The 21,114-nt window shown below is 63.9% G+C and carries 24 protein-coding genes; 16 read left to right on the top strand and 8 right to left on the bottom strand.

Annotation, left to right across the window (positions count from 1 at the left end):
* Window positions 1-138: 138 nt before the first annotated feature.
* Window positions 139-1,323 carry a formate-dependent phosphoribosylglycinamide formyltransferase gene (purT, locus tag ACVOLV_RS13045; protein ID WP_481554775.1) on the bottom strand — a complete coding sequence of 395 codons (1,185 nt, stop codon included), beginning with the start codon at window positions 1,321-1,323 and terminating at the stop codon, window positions 139-141.
* A 237-nt stretch (window positions 1,324-1,560) separates the two neighbouring features.
* Between purT and ACVOLV_RS13040 the strand changes: the two genes are divergently transcribed.
* The 7 genes from ACVOLV_RS13040 to ACVOLV_RS13010 are packed head-to-tail and all read left to right on the top strand — an operon-like array spanning window position 1,561 to window position 5,799.
* On the top strand, window positions 1,561-2,442 hold the full coding sequence (locus tag ACVOLV_RS13040; protein WP_481554774.1) for an SPFH domain-containing protein: 882 nt from the start codon (window positions 1,561-1,563) through the stop codon (window positions 2,440-2,442).
* 22 nt (window positions 2,443-2,464) lie between these two features.
* Window positions 2,465-2,749, top strand: a complete 285-nt coding sequence (locus tag ACVOLV_RS13035) for a hypothetical protein (protein ID WP_481511105.1) — start codon at window positions 2,465-2,467, stop codon at window positions 2,747-2,749.
* Entirely contained in the window at window positions 2,746-2,925 is a 180-nt protein-coding gene (locus ACVOLV_RS13030; RefSeq protein ID WP_303747055.1) for a type II toxin-antitoxin system antitoxin, read from the top strand. The genes ACVOLV_RS13035 and ACVOLV_RS13030 overlap by 4 nt, the downstream gene beginning before the upstream one ends.
* Window positions 2,922-3,104 carry a DUF4177 domain-containing protein gene (locus ACVOLV_RS13025; protein ID WP_481554773.1) on the top strand — a complete coding sequence of 61 codons (183 nt, stop codon included), beginning with the start codon at window positions 2,922-2,924 and terminating at the stop codon, window positions 3,102-3,104. The genes ACVOLV_RS13030 and ACVOLV_RS13025 overlap by 4 nt, the downstream gene beginning before the upstream one ends.
* Window positions 3,104-4,399 carry an alpha/beta hydrolase gene (locus ACVOLV_RS13020; protein ID WP_481554772.1) on the top strand — a complete coding sequence of 432 codons (1,296 nt, stop codon included), beginning with the start codon at window positions 3,104-3,106 and terminating at the stop codon, window positions 4,397-4,399. Before ACVOLV_RS13025 ends, ACVOLV_RS13020 begins: the two co-directional genes overlap by 1 nt.
* Window positions 4,378-4,968, top strand: a complete 591-nt coding sequence (locus ACVOLV_RS13015) for a PH domain-containing protein (RefSeq protein ID WP_481554771.1) — start codon at window positions 4,378-4,380, stop codon at window positions 4,966-4,968. Before ACVOLV_RS13020 ends, ACVOLV_RS13015 begins: the two co-directional genes overlap by 22 nt.
* A gap of 9 nt (window positions 4,969-4,977) precedes the next feature.
* Window positions 4,978-5,799 carry a M15 family metallopeptidase gene (locus ACVOLV_RS13010; RefSeq protein WP_481554770.1) on the top strand — a complete coding sequence of 274 codons (822 nt, stop codon included), beginning with the start codon at window positions 4,978-4,980 and terminating at the stop codon, window positions 5,797-5,799.
* Window positions 5,800-6,108: 309 nt separating this feature from the next.
* Here ACVOLV_RS13010 and ACVOLV_RS13005 read toward each other — a convergent pair whose 3' ends face one another.
* The 5 genes from ACVOLV_RS13005 to ACVOLV_RS12985 form a co-directional block, all read right to left on the bottom strand.
* A complete protein-coding gene (locus ACVOLV_RS13005; protein WP_481554769.1) occupies window positions 6,109-6,783 on the bottom strand; it encodes a DNA-3-methyladenine glycosylase family protein in 675 nt (224 codons plus the stop codon).
* 3 nt (window positions 6,784-6,786) lie between these two features.
* Entirely contained in the window at window positions 6,787-7,158 is a 372-nt protein-coding gene (locus ACVOLV_RS13000; RefSeq protein ID WP_481554768.1) for a DUF423 domain-containing protein, read from the bottom strand.
* Window positions 7,159-7,256: 98 nt separating this feature from the next.
* A complete protein-coding gene (locus ACVOLV_RS12995) occupies window positions 7,257-8,396 on the bottom strand; it encodes a polyketide cyclase (RefSeq protein ID WP_481554767.1) in 1,140 nt (379 codons plus the stop codon).
* A gap of 329 nt (window positions 8,397-8,725) precedes the next feature.
* Window positions 8,726-9,367, bottom strand: coding sequence for a response regulator (locus ACVOLV_RS12990; RefSeq protein ID WP_481554766.1), 642 nt, complete (start codon window positions 9,365-9,367; stop codon window positions 8,726-8,728).
* Window positions 9,367-10,566, bottom strand: a complete 1,200-nt coding sequence (locus ACVOLV_RS12985) for a sensor histidine kinase (RefSeq protein ID WP_481554765.1) — start codon at window positions 10,564-10,566, stop codon at window positions 9,367-9,369. Before ACVOLV_RS12985 ends, ACVOLV_RS12990 begins: the two co-directional genes overlap by 1 nt.
* Window positions 10,567-10,715: 149 nt before the next feature.
* Here ACVOLV_RS12985 and ACVOLV_RS12980 point away from each other — a divergent pair, with 149 nt between their 5' ends.
* From ACVOLV_RS12980 to ACVOLV_RS12960, 5 genes are read left to right on the top strand one after another with little or no spacing between them, the layout of a single operon-like run.
* Entirely contained in the window at window positions 10,716-11,306 is a 591-nt protein-coding gene (locus tag ACVOLV_RS12980) for a GNAT family N-acetyltransferase (RefSeq protein ID WP_057630113.1), read from the top strand.
* A 1-nt stretch (window position 11,307) separates the two neighbouring features.
* Window positions 11,308-12,084, top strand: a complete 777-nt coding sequence (minC, locus tag ACVOLV_RS12975) for a septum site-determining protein MinC (RefSeq protein ID WP_481554764.1) — start codon at window positions 11,308-11,310, stop codon at window positions 12,082-12,084.
* A gap of 32 nt (window positions 12,085-12,116) precedes the next feature.
* Window positions 12,117-12,926, top strand: coding sequence for a septum site-determining protein MinD (gene minD, locus ACVOLV_RS12970; protein ID WP_481554763.1), 810 nt, complete (start codon window positions 12,117-12,119; stop codon window positions 12,924-12,926).
* A 2-nt stretch (window positions 12,927-12,928) separates the two neighbouring features.
* On the top strand, window positions 12,929-13,180 hold the full coding sequence (gene minE, locus ACVOLV_RS12965; protein ID WP_057630107.1) for a cell division topological specificity factor MinE: 252 nt from the start codon (window positions 12,929-12,931) through the stop codon (window positions 13,178-13,180).
* A gap of 40 nt (window positions 13,181-13,220) precedes the next feature.
* Window positions 13,221-13,712, top strand: coding sequence for a hypothetical protein (locus tag ACVOLV_RS12960; protein ID WP_481554762.1), 492 nt, complete (start codon window positions 13,221-13,223; stop codon window positions 13,710-13,712).
* 120 nt (window positions 13,713-13,832) lie between these two features.
* On the opposite strand, the gene ACVOLV_RS12955 is transcribed toward ACVOLV_RS12960, so the two are convergent.
* Both ACVOLV_RS12955 and ACVOLV_RS12950 read right to left on the bottom strand, forming a co-directional pair.
* Window positions 13,833-15,113, bottom strand: coding sequence for a sensor histidine kinase (locus ACVOLV_RS12955; protein ID WP_481554761.1), 1,281 nt, complete (start codon window positions 15,111-15,113; stop codon window positions 13,833-13,835).
* Window positions 15,110-15,802, bottom strand: coding sequence for a response regulator transcription factor (locus ACVOLV_RS12950; protein ID WP_481554760.1), 693 nt, complete (start codon window positions 15,800-15,802; stop codon window positions 15,110-15,112). Before ACVOLV_RS12950 ends, ACVOLV_RS12955 begins: the two co-directional genes overlap by 4 nt.
* Window positions 15,803-15,921: 119 nt before the next feature.
* Between ACVOLV_RS12950 and ACVOLV_RS12945 the strand changes: the two genes are divergently transcribed.
* From ACVOLV_RS12945 to ACVOLV_RS12930, 4 genes are all read left to right on the top strand, one after another.
* Window positions 15,922-17,697 (top strand): ArnT family glycosyltransferase, encoded by a 1,776-nt coding sequence (locus tag ACVOLV_RS12945; RefSeq protein WP_481554759.1) that lies wholly within the window; start codon window positions 15,922-15,924, stop codon window positions 17,695-17,697.
* Between the two features lie 219 nt (window positions 17,698-17,916).
* Entirely contained in the window at window positions 17,917-18,687 is a 771-nt protein-coding gene (locus tag ACVOLV_RS12940) for a phosphatase PAP2 family protein (RefSeq protein WP_481554758.1), read from the top strand.
* On the top strand, window positions 18,684-20,339 hold the full coding sequence (locus ACVOLV_RS12935; protein ID WP_481554757.1) for a phosphoethanolamine transferase: 1,656 nt from the start codon (window positions 18,684-18,686) through the stop codon (window positions 20,337-20,339). The genes ACVOLV_RS12940 and ACVOLV_RS12935 overlap by 4 nt, the downstream gene beginning before the upstream one ends.
* A gap of 315 nt (window positions 20,340-20,654) precedes the next feature.
* Entirely contained in the window at window positions 20,655-21,089 is a 435-nt protein-coding gene (locus ACVOLV_RS12930; RefSeq protein ID WP_481554756.1) for an EamA family transporter, read from the top strand.
* The last annotated feature ends 25 nt before the right edge of the window (window positions 21,090-21,114 follow it).

Raw genomic sequence — 21,114 nt, 5'->3', positions numbered from 1 at the left:
CCTACAAGCTGATGATGCTCGCCTGCGTTTGTAGGAGCGGCGTAAGCCGCGAAGCTGAGGCACCAACAAGAGCGGTAGAGCCTTACCCCTCCCCAACCCTCCCCTTGCCTTCGGCAAAGGGAGGGGGCAAAACCAAGCTCAGCGCAGCTCGATTCCAATCGCCGCTGCCGCATCACGCGCAATCGCACGCGCCTGATCAACATCTGCAGCCCGTGCCAGGGTCACGCCAACGCGACGCTGGCCCTGCACCATCGGCTTGCCGAACAGGCGCAGCGCCGAATCCGGATGGATCAATGCCTCGGCGACGTTGCTGAAGAACGGCACGCCATTGCCCTGCGCCAGCATCGCGCACGATGCCGATGCGCCGTTGTGACGAATGGTCGGGATCGGCAGACCCAGAATCGCGCGCGCATGCAGCGCGAACTCGCTCAGTTCCTGCGATACCAAGGTCACCAGACCGGTGTCATGCGGACGCGGCGAGACTTCGCTGAACCACACCGCGTCGCCTTTCACGAACAACTCGACACCGAACAAGCCCCAACCACCAAGATCCTCGGTGATGGCGCGGGCGATCTGCTGCGCGCCTTCCAGTGCCTTGGCCGACATCGCCTGCGGCTGCCAGCTTTCACGGTAATCGCCATCCTTCTGCAGGTGGCCAACCGGATCGCAGAACGCGGTGCCATCGGCGTGGCGTACGGTCAACAAGGTGATCTCGTAATCGAAGTCGATGAAGCCTTCGACAATGCAGCGGCCAGCGCCGGCGCGGCCGCCGGTCTGCGCGTATTCCCATGCCGGGCCAATGTCGGCGTCGCTGCGCAGCGTGCTCTGGCCCTTGCCCGAGGACGACATCACCGGCTTGACCACGCACGGCAGGCCGATAGCGGCCACGGCATCACGGTACTCGGCTTCGGTATCGACGAAGCGATAGGGCGAAGTCGGCAAGCCCAGGGTTTCGGCGGCCAGCCGGCGAATGCCCTCGCGATCCATGGTCAGGCGCGCGGCGCGCGCGGTCGGGATCACCCGCAGGCCTTGTTCGGCTTCCAGCTGCACCAGGGTTTCGGTATGGATCGCCTCGATCTCGGGCACCACCAGGTGCGGCTGCTCCTGCGCGATCAAGGCCTTCAGCGCGGCCGGGTCGAGCATGTCCAGCACATGGCTGCGGTGTGCGACCTGCATGGCCGGGGCATTGGCATAGCGATCGGCGGCAATCACTTCCACGCCGAAGCGCTGCAGCTCGATGGCCACTTCCTTGCCCAGTTCGCCCGAACCAAGCAGCAGGACACGGGTGGCGGATGGGGAAAGCGGGGTACCGAGGGTGATCATCAGGCGGTTCCGGGAGGCACAAAAGAGGGTGCCTATTCTAGGCAACGTAGCCCGGGTAAGCGCGAGCGCACCCGGGGTCGCGCGATCTCCTTGTCACCGGCGCCGGGAACCCGTAGCCCGGCTGCACGGCGGCTCCCCGGGCTACGGGTTCCGGCGCCGTCCGGACCCTCGTCAATATCGCTTGCATGTTGATATCAATTTGATATCTTTCATTCCAACTACCACGGAAGATGTGCCATGAAAGAGAAGTCCCTCGGTTCCATGTCCGGCATCCCCACCCTGCTTGGCGCCTTGCTGCTGATGCTGGTCGGCAGCGTCGCCATCATCGGCGCGATCGTCGTCACCAAGAACGGCACCGGCGGCGGTGGCATGCTGGTGATCGGCGGCATCCTGCTGGTCATCGTCGGCATCATCTTCAGCTGCGGCCTGTACATGGTCCAACCCAACCAGGCCGCGGTGATCAGCCTGTTCGGCAAGTACGTGGGCACGGTCAAGGAAAACGGCCTGCGCTGTAACAATCCCTTCTACAGCAAGCGTGCGGTCAGCCTGCGCGTGCGCAACTTCGAGAGCGGCAAGCTCAAGGTCAACGAGCTGGATGGCTCGCCGATCGAGATCGCCGCGGTCATCGTCTGGCAGGTGATCGACGCCTCCGAAGCCGTCTACAACGTTGACGACTACGAGAGCTTCGTGCACATCCAGTCCGAGTCGGCACTGCGTGCGATGGCCACCAGCTATCCCTATGACCAGCACACCGAAGGCCAGCTTGCCCTGCGCAGCCATGCCACCGAGATCTCCCAGCACCTGAAGGACGAACTGGCCGAGCGTCTGGCCGATGCCGGCGTGCAGGTGCTCGATGCCCGTATCAGCCACCTCGCCTATGCGCCGGAAATCGCCCAGGCAATGCTGCAGCGCCAGCAGGCCAGCGCGGTGATCGCCGCCCGTACGCAGATCGTCGCTGGTGCCGTCGGCATGGTCGAAATGGCGCTACTGGAACTTGAGAAGAATGCCGTCGTCACCCTTGATGAAGAGCGCAAGGCGCAGATGGTCGGCAACCTGTTGACCGTGCTGTGCTCGGACCGCGGCACCCAGCCGGTGGTCAATGCCGGCTCGCTGTACTGAACAACGTAGTGAGGTAATCGCAGTGAATGTATTCGCCCCCCTGATCATCGCCGCCACGGGCATCCCGGCTCTCTGCTTCGCGGTATGGAGCGGACGCCCCGGCACCGCACACGCACGCGGGCTGGGCCTGCGCTGGGCCTTGATCGCGCTGTGCATGTTCGTGGCTGCCACCGGCGTCTACCTGGCCGGTGACAACCGCAACATCGCCTACGGCGTGATCATCGCGCTGGTGGTGGCGGTCAACGCGCTGGGCATTTCACTGGTGCTGCACCTGCGTCGCGGCAACAACGGAGCACCCCGCCGGTGAGCGAGAAGAAGGCCTATCCGCTGCGCATCAACGCTGATGTTCTGGCCGCGACCCAGCGCTGGGCCGACGACGAACTGCGCAGCCTCAACGCGCAGATCGAGTATGTGATCCGCGACGCCCTGCGCAAGGCCGGGCGTCTCCCCAAACCTCAGAAAGAACCCAAGGACGAGCAATGAGCACGCAGTGGAAGTACCTGGTTGTCGAACTGAAAACCACCCTGATGGGCAGCTTCAAGACCGAAGCACTGCAGGAAGAGCTGGACAAGCAAGGCCGGCTTGGCTGGGAACTGGTGAACGTGGTCCACGCCACGCCGACCGTCTCCACTCCAACCCTGATCTTCAAGAAGGCACAGTGATGAAAGGCCGGGGCGGATGGATCACGGCAGCGGTTCTCTTCCTTGCCGGCAGCGCACATGCTGCCGACCCGGCCACACTGGCCAAGCAGTTGCCGGACCAACTTGATGCTGGCCAGTACACAGCTGCTGAAGCGGGCTTTTCGGCACAGATGAAGGCCGCGGTACCTGCAGCGAAACTCAAGGCAGTCTGGGAATCCCTACCCGCGCAGATGGGCGCCGCCGGCCCGCGCGGCGCGGCCAGCAGCAGTGAAGCCGACGGCTTGCGCATCGTCGTCATTCCACTGCATTACGCCAATGGCGCCCTGCAGGCACGCATCGTGCTGGACAAGGACGACAAGGTTGCCGGCTTCCTGGTGCAGCCCGCAGCCGCCGCGCCGGCTCCGGCGCCCGCCGCCGATGCCGGTTTCACTGAGCAGGATTTCAACGTGCCGGCCAGCGGCACCGCCAGCGCTGCGCTGCCCGGCACATTGACCTTACCCAAGGGCACGGGCCGCTTTCCCGCCGTCGTGCTGGTGCACGGTTCCGGCCCACAGGACCGCGACGAAACCATCGGCCCCAACCGCCCCTTCCTCGATATCGCACGCGGACTGGCCGCACAGGGCAATGCCGTGCTGCGCTATGAAAAACGCAGTCACGCACGGCCGCAGGATTTCAAAGGCAGCTTCAGCATCGATGACGAAACCACCGACGATGCAGTCGCAGCGGTGCGCGCACTGACCACTACGCCCAGCATCGACCCCGCGCACATCTATCTGCTGGGCCATAGCCAAGGTGGACTGCTGGCCGGACGCATCGCCAAGGCCGCCGATGGCAAGCTGGCAGGACTCGTTCTGCTCGCTGCACCGGCACGCCCAATCCTCGATCTGCTGGCCGAACAGAACCGCTACATGCTCGGCCTCGATGGTGCGATCAGCACCGACGAGCAAGCACAACTCAAGGCACTCGATGCAGCCATCGTTGCCGTGCGCAGCAATCCCGATGCGCGCCTGATGGAAATTCCCGGCCGCTTCTGGCAACAACTGGAGAGCGTTGATCCCATCGCCGATGTGCGCAACAGCACGCTGCCAGTGCTGTTGCTGCAAGGCGGCCGTGACTTCCAGGTGGTCGATGCCGACTGGCAGTTGTGGAACAACGGGCTGCAAGGCGAGCGCTACCGCTTCCGGCACTACCCGGCGCTGAATCACCTCGGCATCGCCGGTGAAGGCAAGGGCTCACTTGAAGAATACACGCGCCCGGGCCACGTCGAGCCAGCACTGATCAACGACATCGCGCAATGGATCAAGGCACAGCGATGAACGGCCGCAACACCTCGCCAACCGAGACAAGAACGTTCAACGTCGCCAAACCAACCAGCTCACTCCTGCTTTGGTTGTGGGCACCCATGTTGCTGGTGCTCAGCATCGACCCACTGATCAGGTTGTTCGCCGGCAAGCCGCCGTTCCAGGCGACATTCGCCTCTTGGGGTGGCTGGTTGATACTGTCTCTGCTTGGCGCAGCGCTGACCCTGGCCTACCGACGACGCGAACTGCGCGTGGAGCCGAAGCAATTGACCATCGCCGCCACCTTGTATACCCGACGCGTGACGCTGAGTTCGATGCGACTGGAACGCGCGCGCGTCGTCAATTTCGCAGAGAACCCAGATCTCAAGCCGGGCGGGAAATCCAATGGCTTCCAGTTTCCCGGGTTCCGCGCGGGCCACTTCCACATGAAGGGCGGCGGCAAGGCCTTCTGCCTGATCACCGATCCCAACCGCGTACTGGTGATTCCGCTGCGCGACGGCAACACTGTACTGGTCAGCCCCGAGCAGCCACGCACCCTGCTGGATGAACTCAAGCGACTGGCCGACAGCGGCGCACGGGCCTAAGCTGCGCGTATGCGCAATGCTCCCCACATCCTGCTCAACACACCCGACATCGAGATCTGGCCCGGCGGCCTGCTGCGCGCGCGCAGCAGCGACGATGCCCGTGTACTGGCCCGGGCAACGCAGGTACTGCGTCGCAAGCGTGATGGTCGCTTTCTGGCCGCACAGCTACGCGGCGGGCTAATGCCCCTGGTGACCCGGCTGGCGGATGAACCCGGCATCGACTTTGCGTTGACCGCACTGGAAACCCTGCGCACGCAGCCATCCCGCATTCCACCTGCGAGCGGCAGCCTGCCGTTGCATCAACTGCATCTGCATCTGCAGCAACTGGGTCTGGATGCCGGCACCTATGCCACGCAGACAGGTTTACCGCTGGTGGCCGAACCGGCGCATCTGCGCCTTGCCGGTTTTGATCGCTACCGCCGCCCGCTCTGGCTGACTGGCGGTGCTGCGCGCGGTTGGCAGCGCATGCAGCAGGCCGCGGCCCTTGATGGCGTCGCGCTGGATGCGATCTCCGGTTATCGCAGCCATGACTATCAGCTCGGTATTTTCGAACGCAAGCTGGCGCGCGGACTGAGCGTGGACGAGATCCTCACCGTCAACGCCGCACCAGGCTACAGCGAACACCACGGCGGTGACGCACTGGACATCAGCACACCGGGCGAGCCGCCTGCCGAGGAGTCCTTCGAGCTCACGTCAGGATTCGCCTGGCTGCAGCAGCATGCGGCGCACTTCGGCTTCCACATGAGCTACCCGCGCGACAACCCGCACGGCATCGTCTACGAGCCGTGGCATTGGCGTTATCGCAGCACTGCAATTGTAGGAGCGGTGTAAGCAGCGAAGCTGGTGGACTGTACGATGGATTGCCTGCACGGCCCTGCCGAGCATGGCTCGGCACTACCTGGCATACCTACCACCTGACGGATCATGGGCTTCGCGGCCAATGCCGCTCCCACAATCTGGAGCACGCCGCTGTTTGTAGTCGCGGCGTAAGCCGCGAAGCTGGTGGACTGTCCGATGCATTGCCTGCAAGGCCTTGCCGAGCATGGCTCGGCACTACCTGGCATACCTGCTACCTGACGGATCATGGACTTCGCGGCTGATGCCGCTCCTACAAAGGCGCAGCATCGTCCACGTTGCTGCTCAATCCTGCGAACGATTGGTTGTCTGCTTCGGCTCGGTGCTGAAATCGGCAATGCGCCATAAATACAGGCTGGCCCAGGTGCGGTACGGAGCCCAGCGCTCGCCGCGCTCGGCCAAGGCCTTGGGCGTGAGCATCGTCTCACCGCCATCCACGCGCTGAGCGCCTTTGCGGATACCCAGGTCATCAATCGGCAGGATGTCGGGCCGGCCGAGGCGGAACATCAACATCATCTCCACGGTCCAGCGGCCGATACCGCGCACCGCCACCAGCGCGTCGACGATGGCCTGGTGATCCATCACCGACATCTGCCGCAGGCTCGGCAACTCACCCGCGCTTTCGCGGCGGGCCAGGTCGCGCAGGGCCAAGGCCTTGTTGCCGGATACACCACAGGCGCGCAACCCAGGATCATCGATCAGGTCCAGACTGGCCGCATGCAGACGCTTGCTGCCAATCGCCGTTTCCACCCGCCCGACTATCGTCGAGGCGGCCTTGCCACTGAGCTGCTGGAACAGGATTGCCCGCGCCAGCGCATCGACCGGGTCAAACGAACGCGCCCAGCCTTGCGGTGCCGCCAAGGGCCCCACGCGGCGCATCCAGGAGGCCAGTCGCTTGTCCACCCGCTGCAGGTGCGCGTGCGCAGCATCGATATCGAAACCACGTCGATAGCGCGGCATCGCTCAGCGGCGCAGGGCACTGAGCGCAAGCAGCACCCAGCCACCCATCAGGGTCATGCCGCCGGCCGGGGCCAGCCTCGTCGGCCATTGCATCAGCACATTGCCGACCAGGCTGCCGGAGAACAACAAGGTGCCCAGCAGCAGCACATACAGCGCACACCGCCCCCACTGGTTTACCGAGGACGCGCCCAGCCCCACCAGCACCACGCCATGCCCAAACGCATACAGGGCTGCGGTATTCAGATGCGACTGCGCCAATGCCTCGCTCACGCCATGCGAGGCATAAGCCGACAAACCGACCGCTGCCGCAGCCAACAGGCCACCACAGAATGCAAGAAACGAAGGCTTACGCGTCCGCCGTTCCACTCCCAACATGTCGTTCTCCAATCAACCCTGCAAATGTCGTCCGCAAAAAAAACGCGCCGCTAGAAGCGGCGCGTTTTCTCGATCAGATCATCGACAACAACCGATGATTACTTGACCGCCCAGTACAGGTCGTAGGAACCATCGACGGTGAAGGCCTTGGCCACACCACCCTTCCACGACTCATACGGACGATCGACAACTTCGTTACCGGTGGTGGTAGCCCATGCACGCAGGCCGTTACGGGCCAGGTCCAGGCCAGCCATGTGGCCGGTGTAGGAAGCAAATGCCGAACGGTGTGCCGGAGCATGCACGTAAGTCACCGGGTTGCCCGCGGGGATCTTGACGCTCAGCTCGGCAGCATCACCAGCAGCAACCGGTGCGGCAGCAACGGCCGGAGCGGCGGCTTCGCCGTCCTTCTTGTCGGCCGCCGGAGCAGCAGCGCCGCCCTTGCGAACCGGCAGAGCCACGTCGAAGGCATACTTCTCAGCACCGAAATCGGTGGTGACGATACGCACCGGACCAGCGGCAACCAGGCCATTGGCATCCATCGTGCGCTTGATCCATTCCATATTGTCGTCAATCGACTTCTGGATGGCATCGTTGTTGCGATCGATGTTACCGGCGTTGACCACCAGCAGGTTTTCAGCCGGCACCTGGATGACCTTCAGGTCGGTCAGCGGTGCTTCGGCAGCGGCGTAGTCGACGTTCGGCACCGAGGCCAGCATGTTGGCCATGCGCGACAGACCCAGCTTCAGGTCGTCACCGATGTGACGGCTGACGTACAGGCCGGCGTAACGACCAAACAGGTCGAAACCGTACTTGACGCTGTAGTCCTGGGTGATCTTGACGTTGCGGTCGTTCTTGCCGGTCGGCTCGAGGGTGAACGAGGTCACCTTGTCGGTACCGCGGGTCGGATCTTCGATGGCAATCACGACGCGCTTGTTCTTCTCGCTATCGGTGATTTCCCAGCTGCCCTGGCCCATGTCCTTGGAGGAATAGTCCATGCGGGCGCCCTTGCCGGCGTCCGGGCCGCTGAACTTCAGCTCCACGGCCTTGTCGCGCAGCACAAGCGGATTCCAATCCTTGAAGCGGCGCAGGCTGTTGACCGTGTCATACACGATCGTCATCTTGCGGTTGGTTTCGATGCTTTCGGTAATGTGGCGCTCGCCCGGCAGACACACGCCAATGAGGACAAACAGGCCAGCCACGATCCCCAAAGCGATCAGGAACTCGATAATACGGGTCATTCAGGAGTCTCCGGGGCCGATCCCACGGCCGGGTTGATTTGAAGGGAAGCCCCCATCCTAGCAGGCTTTCCGCAGGTTGTTCAGCACATTTGGCGCACCGGTTTCCATTACCAGAATGCGCTATCTCAATCGATAGGCCGCAGGGTAGCGTATCAACCACCAACCCTGCGCGCCTTCAGCCGATAGCTTGGACTGCACTTCGTCCGTAGCGGCACTATTTTCCACCGTCCAAGGTGTCCAGCACCAGTGGTTGCGGCAACTTTTCGCGAATCAGTTGCCGCGCCCTGGCCAGCGTATTCATCCTGCCCGGCGCGCCTTCTGCATGCCGCTCACACCAGCTGTAACTCAAAGGCCTTGAGCACAGCGCGGGTACGGTCACGCACGCCAAGCTTGGACAGAATGTTCGACACGTGGTTCTTGATGGTGCCCTCGGCCACGCCCAGGGAGTTGGCGATCTCCTTGTTCGAGAAGCCGCTGGCCATCAGCCGCAGGATCTCGGTCTCGCGGTCGGTCAACGGGTCCGGCCGATCCAGGCTGACGAACTCATTGCGCATGTGTTCCAGCCCCGACAGCAGGCGCTGGGTCACCGCCGGCTGCACCAGCGAGCCACCGTTCGCCACGGTACGGATAGCCCCCACCAGCTGCTCCAGGGTCACATCCTTGAGCAGATAGCCCTTGGCTCCGGCCTTGAGCCCAGCCAGCACCAACTGGTCATCGTCGAACGTGGTCAGGATGATCGAGGGCGGCAGCGTGCCGGCGCGGCTCAGCGTCTGCAGAGCTTCCAGCCCCGACATCACCGGCATGCGCATGTCCATCAGCACCACATCCGGCTGCACCTGCGGAATCAACTCTATCGCCTGCCGCCCGTCGATGGCTTCGGCCACCACTTCGATGCTGTCATCCAGCGCCAGCAGCGAGCGAATGCCCTGCCGTACCAGGGTTTGGTCGTCGACCAGACAGACACGGATCATCAATTCACTCCTTGCGGCCCCGAGGCCAACATCATATTGGTAACCAGTGGCAGGCTGGCGCGAAGACGGAAACCCTCACCGCTCCGTGCCGACACATCCAGCACACCCCCATACTGCGCCAGCCGCTCACGCATGCCACGCAGGCCGTTGCCGGGCATTATTTCCTCGAAATCACCACCGATGCCGTCATCGTACGCACTGATGACTACCTGGGCGGCGTCCCGCTCGACCTCGATCCACAGATTGCGGGCGCCAGCATGGCGTACCGCATTGGTGATGATTTCCTGCGTACAGCGCAGCAGCACATGCGCGCGCTCGGGGTCTTCGACGCTGAACGGGTCGTCGATCTGCAGGTGGATTTCCAGCGACGGCACCCGTTCGGTCAACGGCCGCAGGGCAGCCGCCAGGTCGATCGCCCCGCTCTCGCGCAGCTGACTGACCGCCTCGCGCACATCGGTGAGCAACAGCTTGGCCAGGGTATGCGCCTGCCGCACGTGTTCCTGTGCTTGGCCTTCGGTGATATGCCCGGCCACTTCCAGGTTCAGGCTCAGCGCGGTCAGGTGATGGCCAAGCAGGTCATGCAGTTCGCGGGAAATGCGGGTGCGCTCATTGACCCGGGCGCTTTCGGCCAGCAGCAGGCGGGTGGCGCGCAGTTCGGCATTCAAACGCCGCTGTTCCTCGCGCGCCTGGGTCTGCTGCCGGGCCACCAGACTCGTGACAAAGATGAACATCGAGAAACCGCCGTACAGCAGCGATTGCAGCAGCGCCTCGAACAGCGGCAGGCCCAGGATCAGGTTATAAACCGGCAATACCGCCAGTTGGCTCAGCACCAGCCAGATGACGCCCACCCAACGGCTCAGCAGCCACGGGATGACCCCGGCGGCGACCATCATCAGGATGCTGCCCAGGCCAGTCGCCGACAGATAGCTGACCACCAGCGCCGAAACCGTCAGCAACAGCAGCGCCAGCCGGTCGTACCAGCTGGTGTGGCCGGCGGCATTGAGCCCACGGGTCAGCCAGAAGTAGCAGCCACCGAAGGTCAGGTAGGCCACGAACAGCCAGATCGCCTCGCCGGCGGCCGGCTGCAGCACGCCCTCCTCTGGTGCGTACTGGGTATAGACCAGGGGCAAGCTGACCAGGGCCCAGGTAAACAGGCCGGCCAGGCGGAGGACTCGGGTATGGCTGAGGTATCCCAACATCCGTGCATGGTAAGGACCCGGCCGCCCCAGCGCCCTCCCTCGGAAGTCATGCATCGCAACCATCGCGTGTGGCTCGCCGGGCTCGTGCCACCCATGCGATAATCGCGCCACAGCCCACCGGGCCGACCGCGATACCCCACGGAGTCACAATGTCGATTGTTATCCGCGACGTGCGCGAGCACGAGCTCGATTCCGTCCTGGCACTGAACAACAACGCTGGTCTTGCGATTCTTCCGCTGGATGCAGCCAAGCTCCGCCGTTTCTATGAAACCGCCGAATACTTCCGGGTTGCCGAACGCGACGGCAACATGGCTGGTTTTCTGGTCGGCTACGGCAGCAACAGTGCCCATGACAGCTGCAATTTCGCCTGGTTCCAGCAGCGCTACCCCAGCTTCTTCTATATCGACCGCATCGTGGTGGCCAGCCGCCGCCGTGGCGGTGGTGTCGGCCGCGCCTTCTATGCCGATGCCCAGAGTTACGCTGAGCTGCGCTACCCGCAGATGGCCTGCGAGGTCTTCCTCGACCACGGCGCCGATGCCGCCCTGCTGTTCCACGGCAGCTTCGGCTTCCGCGAGGTCGGCCAGAACACCATGCCTTCGGTCGATGTCCGGGCCAGCATGCTGCTCAAGGATCTGTGCAGCTACGAGTGGGTAAAAGAGACCTATGGCGACAACCTGCCCGACGTTCCCTGGGTAGGCAACACACGCCGGCTGCTGCAACAGCGGCCGACCGGAACCTGAGATGGCAGTGAATTTGGATTACGAGCAAGCTGGTGAACTGAAAATCGGGCAGGTCGGCATTGCCAACCTGCGCATCCGCACCCTCGACGTGGAGCGCCTGGCCCAGGAAATGCGCGAGCGCGTTGCACGCGCACCCAAGCTATTCGGCCGCGCGGCGGTAATCCTGGACTTCGGCGGTTTGAGCCAGCTGCCGGACCTGGCTACGGCACAAAGCCTGGTCAATGGCCTGCGCGACGCCGGTGTACTGCCGGTCGCCCTGGCCTACGGCAGCAGCGAAACGGAAACCTTGTCCCAGCAACTTGGCCTGCCGGTACTGGCCAAGTTCCGCGCCCAGTACGAACCCGTCGAAGCCGAAACGGCTCCCGCCGCAGCTCCCGCTGCCAAGCAGAGCAAGCGCGCCGCCGCGGTGGCAGCACCTGCCGCACCGCCCGCGGATGGCGCAGCGCCGCAGCCGGGCCGGATGCAGCTGACCACTGTACGTTCAGGCCAGCAGCTGTACGCCGAGAACTGCGACCTGACCGTACTCTCAACAGTAGGCGCTGGCGCCGAAGTCATCGCCGACGGCAGCATCCATATCTACGGTACGCTGCGTGGCCGCGCATTGGCCGGTGCCCAGGGCAACACCAGCGCACGCATTTTCTGTCGCGACTTCCACGCTGAACTGGTCGCGATTGCAGGACGGTATAAGGTACTGGACGATATTCCGGACAATCTGCGCGGCAAGGCCGTGCAGGTGTGGCTGGAACAGGACCAGATCATGATTGCTGCGCTGGATTGACGCAGCTCACAACGACATTCAGGAGAGATCCTTTGGCTGAAATAATCGTAGTCACTTCCGGCAAGGGTGGCGTTGGCAAGACCACCTCCAGCGCAAGCATCGCCTGTGGCATCGCGCGGCGCGGCAAGAAAGTGGCCGTCATCGACTTCGACGTCGGCCTGCGCAACCTTGACCTGATCATGGGCTGCGAGCGCCGGGTGGTGTACGACTTCGTCAACGTCGTCCACGGCGAGGCCACGCTGAAGCAGGCCCTGATCAAGGACAAGCGCTTCGACAACCTTTACGTGCTGGCCGCCTCGCAGACCCGCGACAAGGACGCGCTGAACAAGGAAGGCGTGGAGAAGGTCCTCAAGGACCTGGCTGCGGACGGCTTCGACTACATCATCTGTGACTCCCCGGCCGGCATCGAGAAGGGCGCGTTCCTGGCGATGTACTTCGCCGATCGCGCCGTTGTCGTGGTCAACCCGGAGGTGTCTTCGGTGCGCGACTCGGACCGCATCATCGGCCTGCTCGACTCCAAGACCGCCAATGCCGAAGCAGGCAAGCCGGTGCCGGCCTACCTGCTGCTGACCCGTTACAGCCCGGTCCGCGTCGAAAGCGGCGAGATGCTCAGCATCACCGACGTGGAAGAAGTGCTGGGCCTGAAAGCCATCGGCGTCATCCCCGAATCGGGCGATGTGCTGAACGCTTCCAACAAGGGTGAGCCAGTCATCCTTGACGCGGAATCGCCGGCCGGCCAGGCCTACGATGACGCGGTCAGCCGCATCCTGGGCGAAGAGCGCCCGATGCGTTTCACCACCGTGGAGAAGAAGGGCTTCTTCAGCAAGTTGTTTGGAGGATAAGCATGGGACTGCTCGACTTCCTGAGACAGAAGAAGACGACCGCCGAAACGGCGAAGAACCGCCTGCAGATCATCATCGCGCAGGAGCGCAGCACCCGTGGCGGCCCGGATTACCTGCCGCTGCTGCAACGTGAGTTGCTGGAAGTGATCAAGAAGTACGTCAACATCGACGCCGACGCGGTCCGCGTAGACCTGGTCAAGGACGGCGCCAACGACGTGCTCGACATCTCCGTGGCCCTGCCCGACGACAAGTGATGACAGCCCGGCGGCTACGGCCGCCGGGACTCGGATAGCCGTGAACGAAACTCCTGCCAATCAACCAACCCGGCCCGTGCTGTGCGTTGGCGATATCCAGTGGGCCGATGCGGCGAGCCTGCTCGCGCGCCACGGCCTGCAGCTGAACCACGTTGCCGCCGGCGAGAAGATTCCCGGCAGCTACTGGGGCGAGCCCGAGGCCGGCATCATCGCCTGCGATGTCTATGTGCGCGACGACACGCCGGTGCACTCGATGCTGCACGAATCCTGCCACCTGATCGTGCTGCCGCCCGAGCGCCGTGCACAGGTGCATACCGACGCCACCGACTCGGTTCCTGAAGAAGACGCCACCTGCTACCTGCAGATCGTGCTGGCCGGGCAATTGCCGGGTGTGGGCAGCGCGCGGCTGATGGCCGACATGGACAGCTGGGGCTACACCTACCGGCTGGGCTCGACCCAGGCCTGGTTCGAACAGGACGCCGACGACGCAAAGCGTTGGCTCCTGGAGCGCGAGCTGTTGCCGGGCGAATGACCTTGTGGGAGCGGCGTAAGCCGCGAAGCCGATAGGCCATCCGGTCCGAAGGTTGCCAGCCCACAAGCATTGCCAGCTTCGCGGCTTATGCCGCTCCTACAAGATCCTCGCCCCTTCGTCTCAGCGCGGCCTGGAACTCCGCATATCCAGGGTCACCCGGGTGCCCCGCTCCGGCTGCGAATGAATCTCCAGCCGCCAGCCCAGGTGATCGCACAAGCGTGCGATCAGGTCCAGGCCAATGCCCGCGCCCGGATTGCGCTCGCCCTTGCTCATGCGCGCATACACCTGCGCCACTTCTTCCGGACTCATGCCGTGGCCAGGGTCTTCGATGGTCAGCACGGCATCGGCGGAAACACCGACACGCACCACGCCGCGATCACTGTTCTCGATGGCATTGCGCAGCAGATTGCCAACCGCCGCCTGCACCACGGCCAACGGTGCAAGCACCTGGCACGGCGCGGACTCCACCAATACCAGCTCCAGTTCCTTGCCCTTGGCCAGGTAGCGATGGTCTTCGGCAACCTCCGGCAGCAGTTCATCCAAGGCAACCAACTCACTCATCGCCGACAGTTTGGCCGGGTCACGCGCTAGCACCAATAGCAACTGGATCAACTGTTCCATGCCGGTCGATGTGCTGCGCACCCGCAGCAGTTGCTGGCGCGCCCTGTCCGGCAATCCCGGCTGCTCCAACGCCAATTCGGCTGCACCGGTGATCACCGCGATCGGTGTGCGCAACTCGTGGCTGGCGGTGCTGATGAACGCACGTTCGCGCTCGACAAAATGCTCGTTGCGCTGCAGGTAATCATTCAAGGCACCAGCTATCACTTCCAGCTCGGTACTGCCGCGCTTGTCCACCAGCACCCGCTGCCCCCGCCGTTCGGGGCTCAGCTTGGCAATATCCTGCGCCAGCACCGACAAGGGCCGCACCAGGCGGGTCATGCCAACCCAGGCCATCAGCAAGGTCACCAGCAGCAAGGCCACACCCGCCAGCAGCGCCCAGCGGGTGATGAAGTGCTCCAGCTCGCCGAAATCCGAGATATCCAGCGCCAGCACCACCCGGCCATAGTCGCTGGTTTCGCGCACCATCACCGCAGTCTGCTTGCCGTCCAACAGTGGGCCGTCATGCAGCCCCGGGTGCAGCTGGGCGAGGCTCGGAGGGATTCCGCCCGGCTCAACCGCCGTGTAGAACCGCAGCGTGTCCGAATCCTGCCAGTGGTAGGTCGGGTCGCTGCGCATCTGGCCAATGATGCTGTCCAGCTCGGTGTTCAACAGCGAACGCCACACCGCGTGCTCGGCATGTTCATGCACATAGTTGGCGGCACTGAACACCGCCAGCGTCACCAGCGCGACATAGATCGCCAACCAGCCCAGCAGTTTGCGCCGCAGCGTGCGGCGTGTCATTGCGCATTACCCGCCGCAGGTGCGGACAGGCGGTAACCAACGCGCGGCAAAGTCTGCAGCAGCTTCTGCTCGAACGGACCATCGACGGCGCGGCGCAGCTCGTAGATGTGCGAGCGCAGCATGTCGCCATCCGGTGGCTCATCGCCCCACAGCGCATATTCCAGCTGATCGCGGGTAACCGCCGCCGGGCTGGCGCGCATCAGCACTTCGAGCAATTTGCGGCACGCAGGGTACAGGTGCAGCACCTGCCCTGCGCGCTGGGCCTCGAACGTGGACATGTCCAGCTGCAGATCATGCACCTCAAGCACTTTGCGCGGGTTGCGCCCGTTGGTACGCGCGAGCACCGCTTCCAGCCGCACCTCAAGTTCGGGCAGCGCGAAGGGCTTGGTCAGGTAGTCATCGGCGCCTGCGCGGAAGCCGGTGATCTTGTCCGGCAATTCGTCGCGGGCAGTCAGCATGATCACCGGCACTTCGGAACGGAACTCCTCACGCAGCTTGCGCAGCACCTCCGGCCCTTCCATGCGCGGCAGCATCCAGTCCAGCAGGATGGCGTCATAGCTCTGGGTGCCGGCCAGGTGCAGACCGGTGATTCCGTCCGGGGCGACATCCAGGGTATGCCCGCGCGCTTCGAAATAATCGAAGAGATTGGCGATCAGATTGCGATTGTCTTCGATGACCAGCAGCCGCATGCAGCAGGACCTTGCTGTCCCGGGTCGGGACGCCTCTGGCGTATCCTAGCGCCGCCTTTGTCGGATTGCCGTCGGAATGCCATCCAGGCCAGCCATCCTGGCTTCGACGTGTTTCCAACATGGTCCACGTCATCATCCTGCCAGCCTTCGACACCGAGCCCTTCGTGAGCCCAAACCCGCCCCGCTCTTCCCGCAGCACGCTGTGGTTTGCCATCCTGATCGTGCTGGTCATCGCCAGCCTGCTGGCCGGGCTCGGCATGCGTTCACCGCAGCCACCGGACGAACCCCGCTTCGTGCTGGCAGCACGGCACATGGTGGAGACCGGGCAATGGCTGCTGCCCCACCGCGGCAGCGAGCTGTACGCGGAGAAGCCCGCGACCTTCATGTGGATCCAGGCGGCCACCTACAAGGTCATCGGCGACTGGAACCTGTCTTTCCTGGTGCCGTCGCTACTGGCCGCCCTGCTGACCCTGTGGCTGACCTGGGACATGAGCCGGTGCCTATGGAACCGGCAGGTCGCCCGCTATGCCGTCGTTGGCCTGTTTGTCTGCATCCAGTTCGGGCTGATGGCCAAGCGCGCGCAGATCGACATGGTGCTGGTGGGCATGACCACGCTGGCGCTGTGGGGGCTGGTGCGGCATCTGCTGCTCGGACCGAACTGGTGGGCGCTGGCTCTGGCTGCCTTCGCCGCCGGTGCTGGCACCGTGACCAAGGGCGTGGGCTTCCTGCCCTTGCTGATGCTGCTGCCGTGGATGGCCTGGCGCTGGCGCCACCCGCAGGCGGCAGGACCTGGCCGCAGCTGGGGCTGGTGGCTGCTATTGCCCGCCTTCCTCGCCGGCACCGCGATCTGGCTCGGCCCCTTGGCCATTGCCTTGTTGCAGAACCCGGAGCCGCACCTGCAGTCCTATGCCAAGGAACTGTTGTTCAAGCAGACAGGTACCCGCTACGCCAATGCCTGGCATCACCATCAACCGTTCTGGTACTACCTGCAGGTGATGGCGACGCTGTGGTTGCCAGGCAGCCTGCTGGCGCCATGGCTGCTGCCGGCATGGTGGCGACGCTGCCGCCGCGCAGATCCGCGCTACCTCCTGCTGCTGGGCTGGGCCTTGCTGGTACTGCTGTTCTTCAGCGCCAGCCCGGGCAAGCGCGAGGTCTACATCCTGCCGATGCTGCCGGCCCTGGCCATCGCGGCAGCGCCCTTGCTGCCCGGCCTGCTACGTCGCACCGGCGTGCGCTGGCTGCTGCTGATCTACGTGCTGGTGCTGGCCGTTGCCACCATGGTGGTCGGCTACGGCGCCGTGCACGGCGATGGTTGGGCCCAACGCAACGCGATCAAGCGCGCGATCGATCCATGGGTGTTGCCACAGGTGGGCTGGTGGTTGATCGGCTTTGCCTCGGCCTCGCTGCTGCTGGTGCTGGTGTTGCGCCTGCGTCGGGCCGGGCTGGCCGTGGTACTGAGCACGGTATTGCTATGGGCCATGTACGGGTTGGGCGCGATGCCTGCACTTGATCCCTATAGTTCCGCATCGCTGGTGATGGACAAGGTGCGCGCGCGCATCGGCCCGGACGCGGAGCTGGGCATGCTTGCCTGGCGTGAGCAGAACCTGCTGCAAACCCATCCGCAAGCCACCGATTTCGGCTTCAAACGTCCCGTCGCCGAGCAATGGGAAGACGCGGCGCGCTGGGTGACGCAGGACCCGCGGCGACGCTGGCTGTTCGTCCTCGACCAGGCAATGACGCCGTGCGCTGATCGCAACCAGATCATCGACATCGGCAGCGCCAACCGCAACAACTGGCAGTTGCTGCCCGGCACTGCCCTGCACGCCGACTGTGTTGCCAGGACACATGGCGTCGTCGCTGGCAGCGAGGGTGCGTTGGATAGTGACAGCGATTGACGCCAGCACGCTGAACGACTGCTGTTGACGCACATCCGTTGAAACATCGAGCAGGAGTGGCTGTGCCGGAACCGGTGCAGTCCCTCCTGCGTTCTGTAGCGCCATGCTCTCGTCGGCTGCGAAACTGAAGCACCGACAAAATCACGACATCGCTCCGACCAGTCTCCGACACACGCCGACACAGCATGGCCGCACCCAGTCCGATGGTGCCCCTGCTCCATGTCGCAGCAACCCACCTCCACCACCCTGCTACCGGTTGCCGAACGCAGCCGATTGAGCTTCGCCGGGCGCACCCTGCTGATCCCACTGCTGCTGGCCGTCGTCGGCAGCGTGCTGCTGATGGCCGGCAATGGTGACCAATGGCTCGCAGATCAGCTCTATCGCTGGGAAGGCAGCCAATGGGCCTTCAAGAACGCGTGGTGGACCAGCAATCTGATCCACAAGGGCGGCCGTAACCTGACCTGGTTTGTCGCATTGCTGGTACTGCTCGGGTTGATCCGCAGCGGCATGGATACGCGCTGGCGCCCGCTGCGGCGTCCGCTGGCCTATCTGCTGTCGTCGGTAGCACTGTCCACCGGCATCGTCGCGCTGCTGAAGTCCTGGACCCACATGGACTGCCCGTGGGACCTGGAACGCTATGGCGGCCTGCGTCCGTTCATCGGCCTGTTCGAACAGCGCCCGGTTGCACTGGGTCATGCCGCCTGCTTCCCGGCCGGCCATGCCGGTTCCGGCTACGCCTGGGTCGCCTTGTTCTTCTTCATGTTGCAGGTACGCCCGCAATGGCGCTGGCCGGCACTGAGCATCGCACTGCTGGTCGGCATGGTTTTCGGCCTCGCCCAGCAGCTGCGCGGCGCCCACTTCGCCTCGCATGACCTGTGGTCACTGGCAATCAGCTGGCTGGTCGCAACGGTGCTCTATCTGTGGATGTTCCCGTCACCTGCGGCGACCAACTCGCTGTCGCACATCACACCTGTTGGAGAACGCACATGAGCGTTGTCGCCCCTCGCCGCCTTGGCTTTCCGCTGTCATGGTCACTCCTGCGGGAGTGGCGCCCTGAGATCAGCACTGAAACCCTGATCCTGATCGCCAGCACGTTCTTTGCGCTGGTCTGCAACAACCTGTTCTGGCGCAGCGCGATTGCCACCAATCCGAGCAGCGTGCTGTTCGCGGTCTCGTTGTTTGCCTTGCTGGTGAGTGTGCATGCCATCCTCTTCAGCCTGCTGATCTGGCGCTGGAACGCCAAGCTCGTGCTGACGGTGCTGTTCATCACCACCGCCTTCGCAACGCATTACATGAACAGCTACAACGTCTATCTGGACGCGGACATGCTGCGCAATGTCCTGGCCACCGACCACAAGGAGTCACGTGAGCTGATGACGCCGGCATTGCTGCTGCCACTGATCGGTTACGGCCTGCTGCCAACCGTTCTGCTGTGGCGCGTACGCCTGCGCAAGCGCAGCTGGAGCCGCACCGTGCTATGGCGCGTGGCCTTCCTGCTTGCCGTGATCGTCGCTGGCGGTGCTGGCACCATGCTGTCGTTCCAGAACATCTCAGCGCTGATGCGCAATCACCGCGAAGTGCGCTATCTGGCCACGCCGGTCAACTACATCATCGCGCTGAAACAGAACCTTGCAAGCTCCAGCCCGATACAGAAACAACCCAAGCTGCCGCTGGGCACCGATGCCAAGGCCATGCCACGCGCAGCCGGCAGCAAGCCGCGACTGCTGGTGCTGGTGGTCGGCGAAACCGTGCGTGCGCAGAACTGGGGCTTGAACGGCTATGCCCGGCAGACCACGCCGGAACTGGCACAGACCGGGGTGATCAACTTCCCCGACATGCATTCCTGCGGCACCAGCACCGAGGTGTCACTGCCATGCATGTTCTCGCCATTCGGTCGCCATGATTACGACGAGAAGAAGATCCGCGGCCACCAGTCGTTGCTGCATGTGCTTGAGCATGCGGGCATCGCAACCCTATGGCGCGACAACCAGTCCGGCTGCAAGGGCGTTTGCGATGGTCTGGAGATCCAGCGCCTGGATGATGCAACCACGCCGGGCCTGTGCGCCGACGGCCGCTGCATGGATGAGATTCTTCTGGAAAATCTTGCCGATCAGGTTCGGGCCAAGCCTGGCGATCGCGTGGTTGTGCTGCACCAGCTGGGCAACCACGGCCCGAGCTACTTCCAGCGCTATCCGGCGCAATTCCGCCAGTTCGCTCCCACTTGCGACACCGCGGACCTGGGCAAGTGCAGCCGCGAGGACATCGTCAACAGCTACGACAATGCGATCCGCTATACCGATCACTTCCTGACCCGCACCATCGCCGCCCTGCGCGGGCTGGACGACTACGACACGGCGATGGTCTACCTGTCCGACCACGGCGAATCGTTGGGTGAAAAGGGCTTGTACCTGCACGGCGTGCCGTATGCGATCGCCCCGGAAGAGCAGACCCGGGTACCGATGGTGATGTGGTTCTCGCCGGGGTTTACCGCAGATCGTGGCCTGGACATGAGCTGCGTGCGCCGCCGGTCTGCGCAGCGCACCGACCAGGACAACCTGTTTCCCTCGGTGCTTGGCCTGATGCAGGTGCAGACTTCGGTGTATGACCGGTCTCGGGATGTGTTTGCGGAGTGTGCGGGTTGATGGATTGACGGGATTGGCTTCGGGTTGCTGCTATGCAGGCTTGGGAGTTTCAAGGGCGGCAAGTGTCGAGATAGGCAACACGGGATCCTTCGGCTCTTGGCTCTTGGCTCTTGGCTCTTGGCCTTGGCTCTTGGCCTTGGCTCTACCGTCCCTTCTCCCGCTTGCGGGGGAAGGTGCCCGAAGGGCGGATGGGGGGAGCTGTTGCAGTTGCTTGCTTTACGTTGCTGTGATGATCCATCAGCTTCGCGGCTTACGCCGCTCCTACAAGCAAGCCGCCTCCACAAAACAACCTGCCACCTGCAACAAGGAGCTCTCATGGCCACCTTCCCGCAATGGCTTCCCTGGGCACTGCTTTCCGCAGTATTCGCGGCGCTGACCGCGATCTTCGCCAAACTCGGCCTGCAGAACATCGACTCGGACATGGCGATGCTGCTGCGCACGATCATCATCAGCGTGGTGCTGGCGGTGTTCGTTGCCGCAACCGGCAAATGGAGCAATCCACTGCAGCTGCCCGGCACAACCATCGGCTGGTTGGCGCTGTCCGCCTTGGCCACCGGCGCCTCCTGGGTGTGCTATTTCCGTGCCTTGCAACGCGGTCCAGCCTCGCAGGTAGCCCCGGTCGACAAGCTCAGCGTGGTGCTGGTCGCCCTCTTCGCCGTGGCTTTCCTGCACGAGCGCCTGGCCTGGCGTGAATGGCTGGGCGTGGCGATGATCGGCGGTGGCGTTCTGCTGATGGCGCTCAAGCGCTGAGCTTTCTCCACTTGCGGCCCGGCCG

Source organism: Stenotrophomonas sp. STEN023, from assembly GCF_056760135.1.
The sequence above is the reverse complement of the archived record's forward strand: the minus strand, read 5'-3'. Positions and strand labels throughout refer to the sequence as shown.

Bases quoted from the DNA above. Each gene is read 5' to 3' on its own strand.
- purT (WP_481554775.1), bottom strand. From the start codon at position 1,323: ATGATCACCCTCGGTACCCCGCTTTCCCCATCCGCCACCCGTGTCCTG.
- ACVOLV_RS13040 (WP_481554774.1), top strand. From the start codon at position 1,561: ATGAAAGAGAAGTCCCTCGGTTCCATGTCCGGCATCCCCACCCTGCTT.
- ACVOLV_RS13025 (WP_481554773.1), top strand. From the start codon at position 2,922: ATGAGCACGCAGTGGAAGTACCTGGTTGTCGAACTGAAAACCACCCTG.
- ACVOLV_RS13020 (WP_481554772.1), top strand. From the start codon at position 3,104: ATGAAAGGCCGGGGCGGATGGATCACGGCAGCGGTTCTCTTCCTTGCC.
- ACVOLV_RS13015 (WP_481554771.1), top strand. From the start codon at position 4,378: ATGGATCAAGGCACAGCGATGAACGGCCGCAACACCTCGCCAACCGAG.
- ACVOLV_RS13010 (WP_481554770.1), top strand. From the start codon at position 4,978: ATGCGCAATGCTCCCCACATCCTGCTCAACACACCCGACATCGAGATC.
- ACVOLV_RS13005 (WP_481554769.1), bottom strand. From the start codon at position 6,783: ATGCCGCGCTATCGACGTGGTTTCGATATCGATGCTGCGCACGCGCAC.
- ACVOLV_RS13000 (WP_481554768.1), bottom strand. From the start codon at position 7,158: ATGTTGGGAGTGGAACGGCGGACGCGTAAGCCTTCGTTTCTTGCATTC.
- ACVOLV_RS12995 (WP_481554767.1), bottom strand. From the start codon at position 8,396: ATGACCCGTATTATCGAGTTCCTGATCGCTTTGGGGATCGTGGCTGGC.
- ACVOLV_RS12990 (WP_481554766.1), bottom strand. From the start codon at position 9,367: ATGATCCGTGTCTGTCTGGTCGACGACCAAACCCTGGTACGGCAGGGC.
- ACVOLV_RS12985 (WP_481554765.1), bottom strand. From the start codon at position 10,566: ATGTTGGGATACCTCAGCCATACCCGAGTCCTCCGCCTGGCCGGCCTG.
- ACVOLV_RS12980 (WP_057630113.1), top strand. From the start codon at position 10,716: ATGTCGATTGTTATCCGCGACGTGCGCGAGCACGAGCTCGATTCCGTC.
- minC (WP_481554764.1), top strand. From the start codon at position 11,308: ATGGCAGTGAATTTGGATTACGAGCAAGCTGGTGAACTGAAAATCGGG.
- minE (WP_057630107.1), top strand. From the start codon at position 12,929: ATGGGACTGCTCGACTTCCTGAGACAGAAGAAGACGACCGCCGAAACG.
- ACVOLV_RS12955 (WP_481554761.1), bottom strand. From the start codon at position 15,113: ATGACACGCCGCACGCTGCGGCGCAAACTGCTGGGCTGGTTGGCGATC.
- ACVOLV_RS12950 (WP_481554760.1), bottom strand. From the start codon at position 15,802: ATGCGGCTGCTGGTCATCGAAGACAATCGCAATCTGATCGCCAATCTC.
- ACVOLV_RS12945 (WP_481554759.1), top strand. From the start codon at position 15,922: ATGGTCCACGTCATCATCCTGCCAGCCTTCGACACCGAGCCCTTCGTG.
- ACVOLV_RS12940 (WP_481554758.1), top strand. From the start codon at position 17,917: ATGTCGCAGCAACCCACCTCCACCACCCTGCTACCGGTTGCCGAACGC.
- ACVOLV_RS12935 (WP_481554757.1), top strand. From the start codon at position 18,684: ATGAGCGTTGTCGCCCCTCGCCGCCTTGGCTTTCCGCTGTCATGGTCA.
- ACVOLV_RS12930 (WP_481554756.1), top strand. From the start codon at position 20,655: ATGGCCACCTTCCCGCAATGGCTTCCCTGGGCACTGCTTTCCGCAGTA.